Genomic DNA, 19,963 nt, shown 5'->3' with positions numbered 1-19,963 from the left:
AGGGGGATTATGATGAAGAAATTATGGAAAAAAGGTTTAGTAGCTTTCTTGGCTTTGACACTTATTTTTCAATTGATACCTGGTTTTGCTAATGCGGCTGATTCTCGTCTGAAAGATGGCGGGGAATACCAAGTTCAAGTGAATTTTTATAAAGATAATACAGGGAAAACAACGAAAGAATCTTCAGAGGCAGATAAATATATTGACCATACAGCAACGATTAAAGTAGAAAATGGTCAACCTTATATGTACTTAACAATTACAAATAGTACTTGGTGGCAAACAATGGCGGTTTCAAAAAATGGGGCTCGTCCAGAAAAGCCAGCACAAGCGGATGTTTATCAAGATCGTTATGAAGATGTTCAAACAGTGAGCACAGACGCAGCGAAAGATACGCGTGTAGAGAAATTCAAGCTTAGTTCTTTAGATGATGTTATTTTCTCTTATATGCATATTAAAGTAGATGCAATTAGTTATGATCACTGGTATCAAGTGGATTTAACCATTGATCCAAGTACTTTCAAAGTTATTTCAGAACCGGCTATTACAACACCTGTGACTCTTTCGGACGGAATTTACACGATTCCTTTTGTAGCGAAAAAAGCAAATGATGATAGCAACTCAAGCATGCAAAATTATTTTAATAATCCTGCTTGGCTGAAAGTGAAAAATGGGAAGAAAACTGTTGCAATGACAGTAAATGATAATAAAACAGTAACAGCTTTAAAAACAAATCTTGCTGGAGCTTTGCAAGATGTCAAAGTAGTTTCTGAAGATAAAGATGCAAACACGCGTATTGTGGAATTTGAAGTGGAGGATTTAAATCAACCACTTGCGGCTCATGTTAATTATGAAGCGCCGTTCAATGGTTCTGTATACAAAGGACAAGCAGACTTCCGTTATGTGTTTGATACAACGAAAGCAACTGCGGCTAGTTCGTACCCTGGTAGTGATGAGACGCCTCCTGTAGTAGATCCAGGCGAAACAAAACCACCAGTAACAAAACCTGATCCAGGTACAACGAATCCACCAGTGACTACGCCGCCAACAACACCAAGTAAACCGGCAGTAGTTGATCCTAAAAATTTACTGAATAACCATACGTACTCCATTGATTTTGATGTATTTAAAGACGGAACAACGGAAACTTCTATGATGGAAAGCTATGTGATGAAACCGGCTTTAATCAAAGTAGAAAATAACCAACCTTATGTTTATTTAACTTTAACAAACAGTAGCTGGATTAAAACTTTCCAGTATAAAGCAAATGGTGTTTGGAAAGATATGGAAGTTGTTTCCGGAGATATCAACAAAAATACGAGAACCGTCAAGTATCCTGTAAAAGATGGCACGGCTAATACAGATGTAAAAACGCATGTATTAATTGAAGATATGCCAGGCTTCTCTTACGACCATGAGTATACGGTTCAAGTAAAACTTAATGCAGCAACAATTAAAGATATTACCGGGGAAGATGTAACGTTAAAAGAACCGGTGAAAAAGGATATTTTAAATACTGGCAATGTAGCGAATAACAATAATGCTGGGCCAAAATTGGCAAAACCCGATTTTGATGACACAAATTCTGTTCAAAAAACGGCAAGTAGCACAGAAAAAAATGCGAAAACGAATGATTCATCAAGTATGGCATGGTACGTTACGTTATTTGGAGCTTCCTTCCTTTATTTAGCTTATCGATTAAAACGTAAAAGATTGAGTTAATAAAACTAGTAAAAGCGAGTTAGGTTGGGGGTTTCCTTTGCTTAACTCGCTTTACCGATTTTATTTTATAAATGGGGGAATTAGTGATGAGGAAAATGGCTGTCATATCTTTGATGTTATTACTTTTTTTAGTTGGCTGTGGAAAGGAAGAGGCGGCTCAAAAGCCTGAACAAAAATCGGAGAAGGAGCCAAAAATTGTGGCGACTACGGTAGCGATTACGGAAATTATGGATAAACTTGATTTGCCACTCGTTGGAATTCCGACTAGTTCTAAAAAACTTCCGGAGCGTTATGCAGATGTAAAGGAAACTGGGTCGCCTATGGGGCCTGATTTGGAAATTATTCGGATGTTGAAGCCAGACATGGTCCTTTCAACGAAAACGCTAGAAGCGGACTTAAAGGCTGGGTTTGAAGGGGCCGATTTAAAAGCGGACTTTCTAGACTTTACGAGTATTGCCTCGATGCAAACAGAAATTAAAAAACTTGGAGCAGAATTCGATCGTAAAGAGGAAGCAGCTAAATTAAATGGTGATTTAACGAATGAGATTGATAAGGTGAAGTCGAGCGTGGCGAAAAAGAAAAAGCCAACTGTTCTTATTCTGATGGGGGTTCCGGGCAGCTACTTAGTTGTAACGGAACATGCGTATATTGGTGATTTGGTCAAACTTGCTGGTGGAGAAAATGTCATTAAGGACCAAAAAGTAGAATATTTAGCTTCTAATACAGAATACTTACAAAGTGCCAATCCTGATATTATTTTGCGGGCGGCTCATGGTATGCCTGCTGAAGTGGTTAAAATGTTTGACGAGGAATTTAAAACAAATGATATTTGGAAACATTTTGATGCGGTGAAAAATAATCGGGTGTATGATTTGGATGAAAATTTATTTGGTATGACAGCGAGTTTGAATGCACCAGAAGCACTACAGGAAATGGAAAAGATGCTTTATGACAATTAAGCAAAAAAGTTCTTTTGGGGCTGTAATTATTTTATTGATTGGGACTATTTTGTGGGCAGTTCAGGCGGGAAGTTTGTCGATGTCGATTCCAGCTTTTTTGAGTGGGGTTTTTAGTGGCGGAAATGAGATGGTGAATGTCGTGATTGATTTGCGATTTCCGCGAATTATTATTGCCCTGCTAGCTGGTGCGGCGCTATCGGTTTCAGGGTTGTTACTTCAAGCTGTGATGCGGAATCCGCTTGCTGATGCTGGGGTGATTGGGATTTCTGCGGGTGCGAAATTTTTTAGTTTTGTGATTATTTTATTTTTACCGGAATTATATTTTTGGTTGCCACTTTTTTCTTTTGTTGGGGGAGCACTGGCTTGTTTTCTAGTCTTTTTGTTTAGTTATCGTTCTGATTTTAATCCGCTTCGTTTTATTATTATTGGGATTGCGATTAATGCGGTTTTTACAGGGCTGAGTGATGCGTTATCTTCGCAAGTGGCGCTTGTTTCTAGTCAGTCGGCCAGTAGTGCTGCAAGTTTGGCAATGAAAAAATGGTCCGACGTGGAAACTTTATTGATATATGTAACGATTGGACTGATTTGCGCGCTTTTACTTGCTAAATGGTGCAATGTGTTGGGGCTTGAGAATAAGATGGCTAGAGGCTTTGGTGTGCCGGTTAATAAGACACGTATTTGGCTGGCATTGATTGCTGTTCTCCTTGCGTCAATTATCACGGCGGTAGTTGGTGTTATTGCGTTTGTTGGTTTACTTGTACCACATATTGCCAGAAAACTAGTTGGCGGAAATTATCAAATACTTGTGCCGTTTTCAATATTATTTGGGGCTTTATTGCTACTTTTCGCGGATACGCTAGGCAGAACGTTATTTCAACAAATGGAAATCCCTGCGTCTGTGATTATGCTTATTATTGGTGGTCCGTTCTTAATCTTTTTAATGCGAAAGGGTGATTTTTATGGAAGTAAGGGACGTTAATTTTAGTTATAATGGAACGGATGCGATTTTAAAAAATGTCTCCTTTACTATCCAGAAAAATAAAATCAATACGATTGTTGGGCCAAATGGTAGTGGGAAATCTACTTTATTAGAAATTTTGGCTAGACTCCTTTCACCGGATTCTGGGGATGTTTTACTGGAAGGGAAATCGATTTTTGAATGGAAAGCAAAAGAATTTGCGCAAAATGTAGCGATTGTTCATCAAAATAACGTTCTTCCGAATGAACTAACGGTGAAGGAATTGCTTTACTTTGGTCGTCTACCTTATAAAAATTGGCGAATGACTCGGACGAAGGCGGATGATCTGGCTGTTGAGCAGGCTTTGATGCAAACGGAGCTAACTGAAAAAGCAGAGAAATTTGTTGATAGTCTTTCTGGAGGAGAGCGGCAGCGTGTTTTTATAGCAACAGCATTGGTTCAAGATACACCTATTTTGCTGTTGGACGAGCCGACGACATTTCTGGACATGTATTTTCAACTAGAAATTTTAGAGTTAGTGAAACGGTTAAATCAAGAAGAAAATTTGACTATTGTAATGATTTTGCATGACTTAAACCAAGCGTTGATGTATAGTGACCATTTGATTGTGATGAAAAATGGGAAAGTGGTTGCAAAAGGAGTACCAGGAGAATTACTAACAACGGAGCTGATTGCTGAAACTTATGGTGTAGTTGCGAAGGTTTTAAACGATGCGAACACTGGGAAATACATTGTTCCTCAAAAGCGAAAGGAGTTTTAAAGAGTGAAAATAAAATCGTTTTTGGGGAAAAGTTTGACCTTGGTTGTGTTAGTGGTTTTTCTTTTTTCTGGATGGAAAATTGGAATGGAACTGTATGAAAATAAGCATAACCAGACAATCCTAGATGATGCGAAAGCTGTTTACACAAAAGATGTTGCTACTACAAATGTGAATGGTGAAGTACGTGATGAGCTTAGAGATTTGCAAAAATTAAATAAAGATATGGTTGGGTGGCTGACGATTGCAGATACGGAAATAGATTATCCAATTTTGCAAAGTACGGATAATGATTACTATTTACATCACAATTATAAAAATGAAAAAGCACGAGCGGGCAGTATTTTTAAAGATTATCGGAATACGAATGAGTTTTTGGATAAAAATACGATCATTTATGGGCATAATATGAAAGACGGATCCATGTTTGCGGATTTACGTAAATACTTGGACAAAGATTTTTTGGCGGCTCATCCAACGTTTTCCTATGAATCGGGCTTGGCGAATTATGAAGTGGAAATCTTTGCTGTGTATGAAACGACGACTGATTTTTATTACATTGAAACAGAATTTCCGGAAACAACTGATTTTGAGGATTATTTACAAAAAGTGAAACAACAATCTATGTATAAATTAAATGTAAAAGTTAGTGGAAAGGACCGAATTATAACACTTTCAACTTGCGATACAGAAAAAGATTATGAAAAAGGACGGATGGTTATTCAAGGAAAATTAGTAACAAAATGAGAAAGCACCAAAATATAATAACATTTGGCGCTTTTTCCTTTTTTGGAAAGGGTGCGAACGATGAAACTGTATGAACTAACCGATAATTATTTAAAAGTACAAGAATTTTTGGAAGAAAATAATACTGATGCTGTGAAAGATACGTTAGATGCGCTTACTGATAGTTTTCATGATAAATCAGAGAATATTGTTAAACTTATTAAGTCTTTAGCTGCTGATGCTGAAATGGCGGGAATAGAAGCGAAACGACTTTTAAAACGAAAACAAGCACTAGAAAATAATGTTCAAAATTTAAAAAACTATTTACAAACAGAGATGGAACGAATGGAAATTAGAAAAATAAACAGTACACTTTTTACAATTCAAATACAAAAGAATCCACCAAGTGTGGAAATAGTGGAAGAAGCTTTGCTAAAATCGTTCTTTTTACTACAAGAACCTAAAATTGATAAAAAGCGAATTGCAGAGATACTAAAATCTGGTGAGGAAGTAAAGGGTGCTAGATTAGTTGAAAGCGAATCGATTCGAATAAGATAAATAAAACAACCAAAATCGTTGAATTCTTCAACAATTTTGGTTGTTTTTTGTTAATAATGACATTTTTGCGGCTATAAACGTAAAATAGTTCACATTTTCGTAACAAACTGTCCTATTTTTTGTACCTTGAGAACATTTAGCTGCTTCCTCCTATGAAATAATTAATCTTGAGTAAACAAAGGAGGGGCGAATGTGAGTCATTTGAAAAAATTAGTATCTATATTAATTTGTACTTTGCTGATAGTTTCATTTCTTCCATTTTCAGTTTGGGCAAATAGTCAAGAAAGGGATGGAACGGACGTAGAAGAAATAACTACGAAAGAAAAGGTTACGCAGGAAACGACTTCAAATGAAACTACTTCAGAGCCTTTAAAAGAGACCACAGTCAATGAAGCAATAAACACAAAATCATTTCCAACTGGGAATTATTCAGGGGACTTTAGTATTAATTCTCAAAAAGATGTGATTGAATCTGGTCAGACGGTAAACTATAACATTTATTTAAAAATTACTGGACCAAACACAACATACCAAAATGCTAAATTAGTAATCAATTTACCAAAAAATGGGGAATTTAATCAATCATTAAATGAACTTAAGATTGCGGGAGAAACGCCAAGTTATAACAAAACAACTCGTCAGCTCGTTTACACATATCAAACACTGAACAGTGGTGTAGTTGATAAAGTGATTCTTAAGCTGACTACGAAAAATGGCTACACACCAAATGGAACGAAATTAGTAGTAACAGGTGAATTAAGTGCAGATAATTTACTTGGAAAAGTAACCGAACAGGCTGAAACAACTGTCAACGCAACAGCCACAACAGCTTTATCAAATGATTTTGCTAGGGTAGAAAATAGCATCAACAATAATCCGAGTCAAGGTGATATCGGGATTTGGTCTTTCAACCTAAATATTCCGAAAAAGTCTACAGGAAGCCTTTTTATGGAAGAAGGTAAGAAGATTGTTATTGAGTATATATTGGCAGATAAGCTAGATTACTTAGGTGTAGCAGGAGATACACCAGAACCAACGAAGGTCGAAGGACAAAAACTAACTTGGGAAATTGCAGCACCTACATATTTGGAACAAGAAAAAGCAAACAGTTTACTTAACAAGACTTTCCAAATTAGAACGTTCTTCCAAACTACTATACCAAATTTTGCAACGGTGGAAAATAAAGCTGTTGCAACAACGAACTTTGTTACTTTGGCTGATAGCATTGTAGATACATCCAAAGCATCTGTTTCAGTTTCAGCAAGTGACCCAGCGACAATCCCGCCAACTATTGGAAGTGTTTATGCTCCAGCACACAGAGGCCCGGTGGATGCGAATTGGGGAATCGCTACTGTGACCGGAAATCCTGATATAAAAGCATATGATACTGCTAAATTAGGCTTTAGTTTGATGTTAAATTCGGCGATGAATGATTCACCTTCGTACGACTTCCTTTATTATGATGCTTACTACAATATAGATGATAATTTAAATTTGGATTACTTCCAGAGCGGCGATTTTTACTTTAAACCAAATGTTAATTACCCTGGTTGGGCGCAACTAAAGAAATCACCTAAGTATAATTTACTCGTGAAATATGATGGTGATAGCGACTGGACGACACTAAAAGAAGATGTAGAACTGAGCAAAATGTATTCGAGAAAAGATCTTGGGATTCCAGATGATAAGCACGTGAGTAAAGTATGGCTTCATTTCACGTATGCTCCAGCTGGAATGTATGCTGCTAACCTATCTTTCTTTACAACAGTCAAAGAAGGTTATGTAGGTGAGGTTAGAAATAGTACACAAATCAACATGTACGGAGCGGATAGTCAAGGCTATATCCATTATTATGACGATACAAATCCTTGGCCGGAAGCTTGGAAAAATTATGCAGGAGACCGAACAGCGCAAATCATTCCGCAACCTACTGGTAAAAATAAATTTGTACAAGGATCAGTTGCGTTTGATGATACCGATGGGAATTTAATCAACATAGGTGATAATTCTATTTCTGTTAATTTAGAAAGCAATAAAGCTTCTATTTCACGATTAAAAGGTCCTTTTGAAGCAGTGGTTTTGTTACCTTCAGGGGTCAAAATGAAAAAAACGGAGCAAAATGACTTTAATGTAACAGTGTTGAACGAGAATTACCAAAACGCAGGGCGTCAATTACTAAAAGTCAAATGGGATAAAAAGACGCTTTTACCAGCAGAAAAATTAACGGCAAAAATTAATGTGAGTGTTGCAAAAGACACACCTAGTAATATGACTGTTGAGATGTTTGGTTTCTTGCAGGAGACAGATTTTAATGTGCCGGAAGTGACTGGAACTCCAACCATTTCTGATACAAAAATGGAAATTGACTCAGATGACATTAATCAAAATGGGAATTCGGAAGAGTCTAGAATCACATCGGGAAACCATTACATTTTAAATACGAGTAATCATTTGAAAATTAGTAAAAAAGCTAAGGGTAATCGCGATAAAGAATACAGCGGATTGGCAAATGCCACAACAAATTCCATTGTTTCATATCAATTGTCACTGGAAAATGATTCAGATGAAAAAATAGCTAATATGGTTTTAATGGATGTTTTACCAAGTGAAAATGATTTAGGAATTACAGATAACAGCGAACGTGGTAGTAAATTCAACTTGGAGCTAACGAAAGCAGTGGCAATTCCAAATGAATGGAAAGATAAGGTTGACGTAAAATATAGTACTGCCAAAAACCCTAAACGTGCGGGCGTTCTCGATAAGCACACGATTTATCCAACTGGTTCAGAGCCTCTAGTTGATAACGCAGAAGCAACGGAAGCAGATTGGTTAACCGCATCAGAAGTACAAGATTGGTCCAAAATTTACTCTTTTAAAATGGAATTAAAAGAAGGTATTGAGTGGATTCCTGGGAAATCCATGAAAATTCAATTTGATTTAAAAACACCAAAGAAAAACCAAATAGATAAGGGATTTTTAAATCAGCAAACAAAAAAAGAAGACCGAGCAGCATGGAATTCATTTGCTGTGGCTGTAAATAATTCTCAAGTAATTGAGCCGGCCCAAGTAGGAGTGGCTTTAGATGATAGTGTTGCGCCAGTTACGGTGCAATATGTTGATCAAAACCATAAACAAATTGCCAGCCCAGAAACATTAACAGGAGCTTACGGAGAAAAATTCACTGCAAAACAGAAAAAAATTACTAACTACACCCTTGTAAAAACACCCGCGAATGTAAGTGGAACATTTAACGAAAAAGCACAGACAGTTACTTTTGTTTATCAAAAAGTGACAGCCGGAAACATCATTGTCGATTATGTCGATAAGAATGGTGAAAAATTAGCTGATTCGATTGTTTTAACAGGAAAATTAAATTCAAGTTATCGAACTTCGGCCAAAAAAATCTCGGGATATAAATTGTATCAAACACCTAAAAATGCATCGGGGAAATTTTTGAATAGCTCACAAAAAGTAACTTATGTGTATGAAAAAACTAGCGCTTTATCAGTTTCTTCTAATGAAAGAGCTGGAAATGTGAAAAAATCGGAAAAACTGCCACAAACGGGAGATTCTAAGAAAACTAATTTATGGTTTATTCTTGGAATGCTCTTACTTTCAAGTGCTTTTGTACTTGCAAAGAAAAGATGATATTAAAAGTATTTTAAAAGGTGTTTAAAGTGTTTCCAATTCATTTTGCTTATTAAAAAGACACATATTACTTTGGATTTCGCAAAAAGTAATTATTGGGTGCATTTATTTGTCAAAACTCAACAAATCTTTTAGGGATTTAACAACAGTTAGAAATAGATTATAGGAGGACAAAACAAAGTGAAAAATATCAGACACTGGAAGAAGCTAGTTATTGCAATGGTTATCGGATTACTAGTATTCCAAAACGTTTCACCTGTACTAGCTACAATGACAGACGATGAAACGGCAAAAACAACATTAAAAATCACCAAAGAAGATAAAGATACAAAAGAAAAAATCAATGGTTCTACCTTTGAGATAAAGAATAAAGAAACGGGCGAAACAAACGATTTAACAATCAGCGCGAATGGTGAAGCGACTATGGATTCACTTTCACCTGGTGACTATCTTGTTAAAGAAAAAGTTGCGCCAAAAGGTTACACACTAGATGAAAAAGAATATAGTGTAACTTTAGCAGAAAAAGAAGAAGTGATTACTTCGGTTTCAGCAAAAGTGCAAGAAGAAACAACAAAAGAAGCAACAACACCAACACCGGTTAAAAAAGCAACACAAAATGCAAATCTAAAAGCTGCTATTACAGACAATATTTTTAACAAAGTAACGCTAAAAGATGGTAATGGCGATGAAATCAACACTTCAGACCGAATTCAAAATGGTAGCGGTGTTGTGCTTAACATGAACTTTGCGTTTTCTGGGAAAAATTATAAAGCGGGAGATACGTTTACAACTGTTTTACCAGATGCTTTCAACTTTGGGAACAAAAATTTAAGTGGTAACTTCTTACCATCTACAGAAGCAGAATGGACGCTTGACGTTACAACGCGTGAACTTACGATTACTTTCTTAAAAGATGGCATTCAAGAAGGCGATTATGATGTGAATATCAGTACAGCCTTCAAAGTGTTTACCTCAACAGAAGAAACGATACAGGAAGTTGTTTTCAAGACAGCTGGGAAAGATACTGTTTATCAAATCGAAGTTGTACCAGTAGTTAACTACCCAACAACTGTAGGAATTACGGCGAATCCAGGGGTAGTAAATCCGACAAAAGGTCAAGTAGATGCCAAGTTCAACTTAACAAAAGAAAAAGATGCTAAGGGTGAGCTGAAACTTAATGATTATGCTTCCGGTGGAACAACAACTATTGATAAAGATACCATCAAAGTATATTCGAGTGATGTTAGTGCTGGGGGAACCTTCATAGGTACGAAAAAATTACTTGTAGAAGGCACAGATTATACGCTAACTTATTCCGCAACTTCTCTAACTGTTACGTTAAACGGTGGGCTTGCTGGGAAAGGCTACCAAGTAACATATGACCGCACAATCAATAAACCAAGTGATTCACTTTCTTATATGTCTACACAAGCTTATACAGTAGGCGATTCAGGAACATTATCAAGCAACTCCGCTTATGTTTACCTGACAATGACAAATTATAAGCATATCGAGAAAAAAGCTACTTACAACGGCTCAACACAAAGTATTGATTGGAAAATTAACTTTAACTTTGATCAAGACGAAATATCTCCTTCAACAGTGCTTACCGATGTTTTAGCGGATAATGATGTCGAATATGTAGCAGATTCACTTAAAATTAAACGAGTAACTTTTAACGCAACGAATGGATCGCCAATCGTTGGAGGTGACGCTTCAAGTGATTGGACAACTTCAGCAATCTCGGCAAATGGGAATTTTAATTTAACGTATAAAAACACAAACACAAACGCATATGAAATCACTTATTCCACGAAAATCACGGACTTTAGTGATCGTAAAATTAAAAATGAAATTACAGATGAAAATGGTGTTTCCGCTGAGGCAACGATCGCGATTCAACCAGATTTACTGAAAAAAGAAGCTGGAACAATTGACTATTTTAATAACACGATGACATGGAAAATCACTGCCAACTCTGACAGAATTAAGATGGGGAATCTTAATATCACAGATGAATTTTCTACTGGTGTAAAAGCCCTTAAGAGCTACACTGTTCGTGCCTATACAGATAATATCAATAGCGTCTTATTAACAGAAGGCAAAGATTATACGATTGATAAAGATGTGACACCAGCTGGTTTTTATATTCAACTTATCGGCGATTATGCTACAACAGACAAAAAAATTGTAGTTGATTTCGTCACAGAAATTGACCTTTCTGATGTAACAAAAACGATTGATAATAAAGCATCCATTTCTTATTACGATGGCGGAATTATCAAGTATGTTGATGATGTAAAAGCTTCCATGACACCAGACCCAGCTATGATGACAAATGGTGGTAAATACGGATCGTACAACTCCACTACGGGGAATATCGATTGGATTGTATCTGTAAATGCTATGGCGAAAAACTATGACAACTTAATTTTTGATGATGCTATTCCAACTGGATTAACATACGTAGAAGGCTCACTACAATATCGTAATGTGGCTTCCACAAGTGAGATGATGAATTTATACATCCCGCTTAACTCTGTTGGAACAGTAGCTAAAACAGGTGATAAAAACTACCCAACAAAAGTCGATACTACTGGGAATAAATTACATTTAGAATTCGCTAACTTGGAGAATTCACGCGTATTTATTAAATACAGTACCAAACCAAACGAAAACTGGTATTTCTACTCCTACGTACAAAACACTGCGAAGGTGAGCGATAATGGAGTAGGCGAAAAATCTTACAGTTACCAAGCATACGCAAGCAAACTTTATAATGCGATGACAAAAACGGCTACTATTGATCCATCTTTTGATAATAAAGTTAACTGGGTTGTTACACTGAACAATATCTCTGCAGATCGTCCTATTAACAATCCAACAATTACAGATACAATGAAAACAGGAACAACAGGAGCGCAAGTAGTAAAAAGTAGCTTTAAAGTAATCAATGAAACGACGGGTGAAGATATTGACTCAAAATATTATGACATCACTTACACAGACAATAATTTCACTATCCAGTTCAAAGACTATAAAGCAACTGCACCAATTAAAGTAACCTATAGTACAATCAGCTTGATGTCTGGGCTTGTTAGTAACACAGCGACAACTGCTTCTCCTGACTACGGTAGTTTACCAATGACATATAAATCAAGAACAACAAGCATATCGCCAGCCTTCACTATTGGTAGTGGTAGCGGGACGGCAACAATTGGTTCACTTGAAATTACCAAAGTGGATAAAAAGGATAATACGAAAAAACTAGCAGGAGCTAAATTCCAACTTTATACGCTTGAAGGTGATAAAGCGGGACAAGAGGCTACCACTGATACAGATGGTAAAATCGTGATGGATGGCCTTCAATCTGGGAAATATAAACTAGTTGAGACAGAAGCGCCAACAGGTTACACAATTAGTGATGAATATAAAGACGGTAAAGAAATCACGGTTACCGCCGATGCAGTTACAAACGTTACAATTGAAAACACAGAGCAAACTGGTAGCGCGGTTCTTTTAAAAGAAGATAGTGTAACGAAAGACGCTATCGCAGGAGCAGAATTCGAATTACAAAATGCAGACGGTACAAAAGTCGCTGAAAACTTAGTATCTAATGCAGATGGTAAAATCGAAGTAACTGACTTAGCGCCAGGCGATTACCAATTTGTAGAAACAAAAGCGCCAACTGGCTATGTATTAGATGCAACGCCAAGCAAATTCACGATTGAATTTAACCAAGAAGCCGCTGTAATTGTTACAAAAGAAAACACAGCGAAAACTGGTAGTGTGGTTCTAACGAAAGAAGATAGTGTAACGAAAGCTACGATAGCCGGAGCGGAATTCGATTTACAAAAAGCAGACGGAACAAAAGTATCCGAAAACTTAGTAACAGACGCAGACGGTAAAATCGAAGCAAACGATTTAGCACCAGGAGACTACCAATTTGTAGAAACGAAAGCTGCGGCTGGCTATGTATTAGATGCAACGCCAAGCGAATTCACGATTGAATTTAACCAAGACAAAGCAGCTGTCGTAACAAAAGAAAACACAGCAAAATCTGGCAGCGTAGTTCTAACAAAACAAGATAGTGCAACAAAAGCTGCGTTATCTGATGCGGAATTTGAACTACAAACTGCCACTGGAACTAAAGTAAAAGATAATTTAACAACGAATGCAAGTGGTGAGATAGAAGTAGCTGATTTAGCACCAGGCGATTACAAGTTCATTGAAACCAAAGCACCAACAGGCTACGAATTAGATGCCACACCGGTTACTTTTACCATCGAATTTAACCAATCGACTGCAGTCAAAGTAACAAAAGAAAATGTTGCGAAAACTGGTAGTGTGGTCTTAACTAAGCTAGATAGTAAATCAAGAAGTAATTTAGCTGGTGCAGAGTTCGAATTACAAACAAAACTTGGTGTCAGTTTGAAAGATAAAGTAGTGACAGAAGCAAATGGTCAACTGCAAATTGATAACTTAGCACCAGGCGACTACCAATTAGTAGAAACGAAAGCTCCAACAGGTTATGAGCTTGATGCAACACCAGTTGAATTCACCATTGAATTTAACCAAAAAGATGCAGTTCAAGTGACTAAAACAAATAAAATGTCTACTGGATCTGTTGTGTTAACTAAGACTGATGGGCAAACAAAAGCCCCTCTTGCAGATGCAACGTTTAAATTAGTAGACGCAGATAATAACGTCACAGAAAATCTAACAACAGATGCTTCTGGTAAACTGGAAATAACTAATCTAGCCCCTGGTGATTATCAATTAATTGAAACGAAAGCACCAAAAGGTTATGAATTAGATACCGTTCCAGTCGATGTGAAAATCAGTTTTAATCAAAATCAAGTGCTTCAAGTAACTAAAACAAATATTAAAACAGTTGTAAGCGGCAAGGTAATAGCTGAATTTGTTGATACAAAAGGAAATGTATTAGCAGAACAAGAGATTCATGCAGGTTTAGTCGGGGAGAAATATGTAACTAAAGCGAAATCTATCGCGGGTTATAAACTAACGAAAGACCCTACGAATAAAGTCGGCATATACAAAGAAGCAGATCAAAAAGTAACCTTTGTATATGAGAAAAATAAATCACCACTCGTTGTCGACCCTACTAAACCAATTAAACCTTCTAAACCAACAAAACCATCAGCAAACCCTTCAAAACAAGCCACAGTGAAAAAAGCACAAAGTCTTCCTTCAACAGGAGATAATTCCCTAGCTAATCTAATCATTACCGGATTATTCGCTAGTACACTAGGACTTTTCTTACTAAGAAAATCCAAAAAAGTAAATGATTAATAATTGTAGTCGCTATTCTTAACAGGATAGCGACTTTTTTATCTATTATATATAGAAAAAATTCCATATAATAATGCAGGAAAAGAGGGTTTTGTATTGAAAAAGTATATTTTTAGCAAAAAACATACTTTTTTGTTCACTAAAAAGACACAATAAATCCGCTTTGTTGTTCTTTAAGAACATTTTCGACTTCTCGCCCATTGTTATAATTCAACAAGTCATAGGTCTTATACAACAGACACAACTTGCATAGGAGGAAAACAGCTTAATGAAATATATGGTGAAATGGAGAGGTTTTTTTATCGTTGCAATTATTGGTTTACTCGTTTTTCAAAACGTGTCGCCTGTATTAGCAACCATTGTTGATGAAAAAACAACAATGATAACGCTTAAAATAATCAAAGAAGATAAAGATACAAAAGAAAAAATCAATGGTTCTTCTTTTGAAATTAAAAACAAAAAAACTGGAGAAACAAAAGAAGTTTCTATAACTGAACACGGGACAATTATAGAAAATTCACTTTCAGAAGGAGAATATATTGTTAAGGAAAAGAAGGCTGCTCCAGGATATACTTTAGACGAACAAACTTATAACGTCACTTTAGCTGATAAAGAAGAGGCTATAACTTCTAGTTCAACAAAAAAAGAGGCAGAAAAAACTCCATCTGTTACAGAACAACCCTCTAAAAAAGGGAATCTGAAAGCAGTTATAACAGATAATATTTTTACTGCAGTAAAGGTGGAAAATGGAACTGGAAATGAACTTGGTGCGACTAACCGTATAAAAAATGGCGGAGCAGTAGTTCTGAAAATGAATTTTACTTTCTCAGGGAAAAACTACAAAGCTGGAGATACATTTAAAACGGTTTTACCAGATTCATTCAACTTTGGAACGACTAATTTAACAGGAGATTTCTTACCTTCAACTGAAGCGAAATGGGATTTGAATGCAAGCACACGTGAATTAACCATTACTTTTTTTAAAGATGGTGTGCAAGAAGGTAATTATGATATTGAGCTTAGTACTGCTTTAAAAAGTTTCTCTGAGACAGAAAAAACTAGTCAGGTAGCGGTGTTTAATACAGCGGGTGGTAATACAGTTTACCAGTTAGAGATTATTCCTGAAGTAGACAAAGCCACACAGGTAATGCTAGAAGCGATGCCGAGTAAAGTCAATCCGGATAAAGCTACTGTGGATGCGAGATTTAATTTAACTAAAGAAACTAGTGAGCTAGGCGAACTTAGACTATCGGATACTGCTTACGGGGGTTCGACTATTATTAATAGGAATAGTATTAAGGTCTACTCAACAGATATTAGTGCTAAAGGAACATTCATTGGCTCAAAGCAATTACTTACTGAGAATACAGATTATGAATTGATTTATGCACCTTCAGGATTAACAATTAAATTAAAAGAAGGTCTAAAAGCAAAAGGGTATCAAGTTACCTATGAGCGTTCCATTGATAAGACAAATTCGTCTTTGAGTACTATCGGGACTTCAGCAACAACAGTTGGAAGTTCTGGCATGTTATCAAATGGAAGTATGACCATTTCAGTAACAATAAAAGCATATGATCATTTAATTAAAAAAGCAGTTTATAACCCTGTAACTCAATGTATTGATTGGACAATTAATGTTAATTATGATTTAGCAAACTTGACTCCTGGTACGGTTTTAACAGATGTATTAACAGACGATAATGTTAGTTATGTTGCAGATTCTTTGAAGATTAAGCGAGTCACTTTTAATGAAGAATCAGGAGAAGCAGTAATAGGCGATGATGCGTCTAATGATTGGACTGTTTCGACTATATCAGACAACGGTAGTTTTAATATGAACTACAAGAAAACTGATGAAAAAGCATATCAAGTAACGTATTCTACAAAACTAACCGATTTTAGTCCACGAAAAATTAAAAATGAAGTAACGGATGAAAAAGGTGTTAAAGCAACAGAAAACTTTGATTTCAAGCCAGACTTACTAAATAAAGAAGCTGGAGAGATTGATTATTATAATAATACAATGGATTGGACTATTACAGTTAATTCGGAAGGTATTAATATGCAAAACATTAATATCGTTGACGAGTTTTCTACAGGTGTAAAAAGTTTAGTCAGCTACAATGTGTACGCTTATCCTTCTGATTCAGGCTACAAATTATTAACAGAAGGTAGAGACTTTACCATCCAAAAAGACGTCTCGCCAGCTGGGTTTAAAATTAAACTTATCGGTAACTATGCGACAACAGATAATAAAATTGTTGTGAAAATGAAAACAAAAATTGATTTAACTGATGGAGCAAAAACGCTAGATAATAAAGCCTCGTTTTCATATTTTGACGGTAGTTTAACCCAGTATTCAGAAACAATAAAGGCAGAAGCAACACCGGAAACTAGTATTTTAGCTAACGGTGGGAAGGTCGGTAAATGGAATCCGGCAACTGGTGAAATAAATTGGATTGTATCTGTCAATGCAATGGGGAAAAAATATGATAAATTGGTTTTAGATGATGAATTTTTAGATGGTACAACCTTTGTTGAAGGATCTTTACAGTATCGTAATGTAGTTAATTCATCCGAGCTGACCGACTTGAGTATTCCTCTAGAGATAAAAGGGACTTTAGCACAAGTTGGGGATGCTAATTATCCAACCAAAATAGACACATCAGCCAATAAAATACATTTGGAATTTGGTAATTTAGATACTAATCGTGTATTTGTTAAATATAAAACAAAACCAAAAGATAATTGGTTCTTCTCACAGTGGGTAAACAATAAAGCTATCGTCTCAGATAATGGAGCAGATGAACAAATATACGAGACGAAAGAGTTTGCTTTTTTGCAAAATGAAGTTATTAAGGTAGCTGGAAACATAGATAATGTCTATGGAAATAAAGTGAACTGGAATATGGAACTCTTGAATATTTCTCCAGAAAGAACACTGTCTAATCCGGTTATTACCAATCGATTGGAACAAGGAAATACGGGCGCTCAGTTTATTAAAAATAGTTTTCAGGTAATTAATACAAAAACGAACGAACCGATAAACGAAGAAAATTATGATATTATTTTTGAAGGAAATACCTTTACCATTCAATTTAAAAACTATACTGCAATGGCGCCAATAAAAGTAAGCTACAGCACAATAAGTTTACTTTCAGGACCAATTTCTAACGAAACGACGGTGGAAGCAGAAGATTTTAGTAATGTTCCAATGTTCTTTAAAAAAAGAAATGCAGCAGTATCACCAGTCTTTACAGTGGGATCTGGATCAGGGATTGCAACGATTGGCACGATTAAAATCACAAAAGTGGATGAAGACGATACTACGAAGAAATTAGAAGGCGCAAAATTTCAGCTTTACACACTAGATGGTGAAAAATCTGGACAAGAAATAAAAACTAATTCAGAAGGTGAAATTCTACTAGATGGTATACAATCTGGGAAGTATAAATTAGTTGAAACAGAAGCTCCAGAAGGATACAACATTAGCGATGAATACAAAGAAGGAAAAGAAATTACTGTTAATTCATCTGGTGAGGAACTTCTTTTAACCATCAAAAATGCTATGAAAAAAGGCAAGGTTATTTTAACGAAAAAGGACAGTGCATCAGATGAAGTATTAGCAGATGCCGAGTTTGAATTACAAAACGCCGCTGGGTCAAAACTAAAAGAAAAACTAACAACAGCTGCGAGCGGTAATATAGAAATAACCGATTTAGCACCAGGCGACTATAAGTTAATTGAAACCAAAGCACCAGCTGGTTACCAATTAGACGCGACCCCGGTTCATTTCACAATTGATTTTAACCAGTCAGAAGCAGCGAAAGTAAGCAAAACCAACACAGCAAAAACAGGCACGGTAGTGCTAACGAAAAAAGATAGCGCAACAAATGCCAAGCTAGCTGACGCCACATTTGAGTTACGAAACGAGGGCGGAACAGTAGTCCGTGAGAATCTCGTAACAGATGATAATGGAGAAATTAGCGTAGCTGATTTGGCACCAGGCGACTATAAATTAATTGAAACCAAAGCCCCAACTGGTTACCAATTAGACGCGGCACCAGTTCGTTTCACGATTGATTTTAACCAAACAGAAGCAGCGAAAGTAAGCAAAACCAACACAGCAAAAACAGGCACGGTAGTGCTAACGAAAAAAGATAGCGCAACAAATACCGAGCTAGCTGACGCCACATTTGAGTTGCGAAACGAGGACGGAGCATTAGTCAGCGAGAATCTCGTAACAGATGATAATGGAGAAATTAGCGTAGCTGATTTGGCACCAGGCGACTATAAATTAATTGAAACCAAAGCCCCAACTGGTTACCAATTAGACGCGGCACCAGTTCATTTCACGATTGATTTTAACCAAACAGAAGCGGCTAATGTAACCAAAACCAACAAGAAAAAAATTGGTACAATTATAGTTAAATTTATAGATGTAGAGGGCAATCAATTAAATGATGAGGAAATGCATACTGGAAATGTTGATGAAGAATACAATGTGAAAGCTAAAGAAATCGTTGGCTACACATTAGTTAAAGATTCCGCTAACAAAAAAGGTATGTATAAAGAAACTTCACAAGAAATAACCTTTGTTTATGAGAAAAAGGCAATGCCGATTATTGTGGAACCTACTGAACCATCAAAACCAACAGAACAGCTAACAGAATCAGCTACAGTAGCAGAGCCAAAACCTATAAAACAAAACTTTAAAACAACAAACAAATCAACAAATAATAAGAGAAAACTTCCTTCTACAGGAGATGAGTTCCCTTATACAATGCTATTCATTGGATTGTTTGTTAGTGTTGCTGGAGTATTCTTCTTAAAAAAACCTAAACAAATAAAATAAAAAAAAGCTATCCTAAGAAATTTAGGATAGCTTTTTCATTTAAATCCAAGCATCTTCTTCATTTTTCGTTAAAAGCATTTGAATACCTCGAACAATATTAAAGATAAACAGTCCAACAATAGCTATTAGTGTAAATATAAATAAGCTACCGGTAACGAAAAATGATACATTTGCGAGTAAGCCGCCATTTGTCAAAGCTGTAACGAAAACACTGGAGAAACATAGAGCACCAGCGATAGTCGGAATAATGTGAGTTAGTAATGCAACTTTAGCATGATGAGTAACATCCTCTGATTTAGCAAAAATCCAAATCAATACTGGCACAATAACAGGTGCAAATAGGATACTAAAATAACTTAAAGCATTTAAAATACGATGATCATTCATAATCAACACACCTTTCTAAGATGTCTTTATTATAGCAAGACTAGGATTATGAAGCC

At 36.1% G+C, this 19,963-nt stretch carries 10 protein-coding genes; 9 read left to right on the top strand and 1 reads right to left on the bottom strand.

Features of this window, described 5'->3' with window-relative positions:
- The first annotated feature begins 12 nt into the window (after positions 1 to 12).
- From hbp2 to GL301_RS11195, 9 genes are all read left to right on the top strand, one after another.
- Positions 13 to 1,722: a hemin/hemoglobin-binding protein Hbp2 gene (hbp2, locus tag GL301_RS11235; RefSeq protein WP_003730872.1), complete on the top strand. Its 1,710-nt coding sequence runs from the start codon at positions 13 to 15 to the stop codon at positions 1,720 to 1,722.
- Between the two features lie 86 nt (positions 1,723 to 1,808).
- A complete protein-coding gene (gene isdE / locus GL301_RS11230) occupies positions 1,809 to 2,681 on the top strand; it encodes a heme ABC transporter substrate-binding protein IsdE (RefSeq protein WP_003727849.1) in 873 nt (290 codons plus the stop codon).
- Positions 2,671 to 3,660, top strand: a complete 990-nt coding sequence (locus GL301_RS11225) for a FecCD family ABC transporter permease (RefSeq protein ID WP_070008119.1) — start codon at positions 2,671 to 2,673, stop codon at positions 3,658 to 3,660. The genes isdE and GL301_RS11225 overlap by 11 nt, the downstream gene beginning before the upstream one ends.
- Positions 3,641 to 4,420 carry an ABC transporter ATP-binding protein gene (locus GL301_RS11220; protein ID WP_003727851.1) on the top strand — a complete coding sequence of 260 codons (780 nt, stop codon included), beginning with the start codon at positions 3,641 to 3,643 and terminating at the stop codon, positions 4,418 to 4,420. Before GL301_RS11225 ends, GL301_RS11220 begins: the two co-directional genes overlap by 20 nt.
- A 3-nt stretch (positions 4,421 to 4,423) precedes the next feature.
- On the top strand, positions 4,424 to 5,164 hold the full coding sequence (srtB, locus tag GL301_RS11215; RefSeq protein ID WP_003724599.1) for a class B sortase: 741 nt from the start codon (positions 4,424 to 4,426) through the stop codon (positions 5,162 to 5,164).
- Positions 5,165 to 5,224: 60 nt separating this feature from the next.
- Entirely contained in the window at positions 5,225 to 5,701 is a 477-nt protein-coding gene (locus GL301_RS11210; protein ID WP_003724598.1) for a siphovirus Gp157 family protein, read from the top strand.
- A 192-nt stretch (positions 5,702 to 5,893) separates the two neighbouring features.
- A complete protein-coding gene (locus GL301_RS11205) occupies positions 5,894 to 9,349 on the top strand; it encodes a MucBP domain-containing protein (protein WP_003724597.1) in 3,456 nt (1,151 codons plus the stop codon).
- Positions 9,350 to 9,529: 180 nt separating this feature from the next.
- Positions 9,530 to 14,662 carry a SpaA isopeptide-forming pilin-related protein gene (locus GL301_RS11200; protein ID WP_070008118.1) on the top strand — a complete coding sequence of 1,711 codons (5,133 nt, stop codon included), beginning with the start codon at positions 9,530 to 9,532 and terminating at the stop codon, positions 14,660 to 14,662.
- A 268-nt stretch (positions 14,663 to 14,930) separates the two neighbouring features.
- On the top strand, positions 14,931 to 19,520 hold the full coding sequence (locus GL301_RS11195; RefSeq protein ID WP_003734382.1) for an MSCRAMM family protein: 4,590 nt from the start codon (positions 14,931 to 14,933) through the stop codon (positions 19,518 to 19,520).
- A 39-nt stretch (positions 19,521 to 19,559) separates the two neighbouring features.
- Here the strand turns inward: GL301_RS11195 and GL301_RS11190 are convergent, their stop codons facing one another.
- Entirely contained in the window at positions 19,560 to 19,907 is a 348-nt protein-coding gene (locus tag GL301_RS11190) for a magnetosome magnetite crystal formation protein family (RefSeq protein ID WP_003727855.1), read from the bottom strand.
- Between the last annotated feature and the right edge of the window lie 56 nt (positions 19,908 to 19,963).

Origin of the sequence: Listeria sp. LM90SB2 (genome assembly GCF_028867355.1) — a bacterium.
Lineage (GTDB): Bacteria > Bacillota > Bacilli > Lactobacillales > Listeriaceae > Listeria > Listeria monocytogenes_B.
Note: the sequence above shows the minus strand (reverse complement) of the source record. Positions and strands in the feature narration are given on the sequence as shown.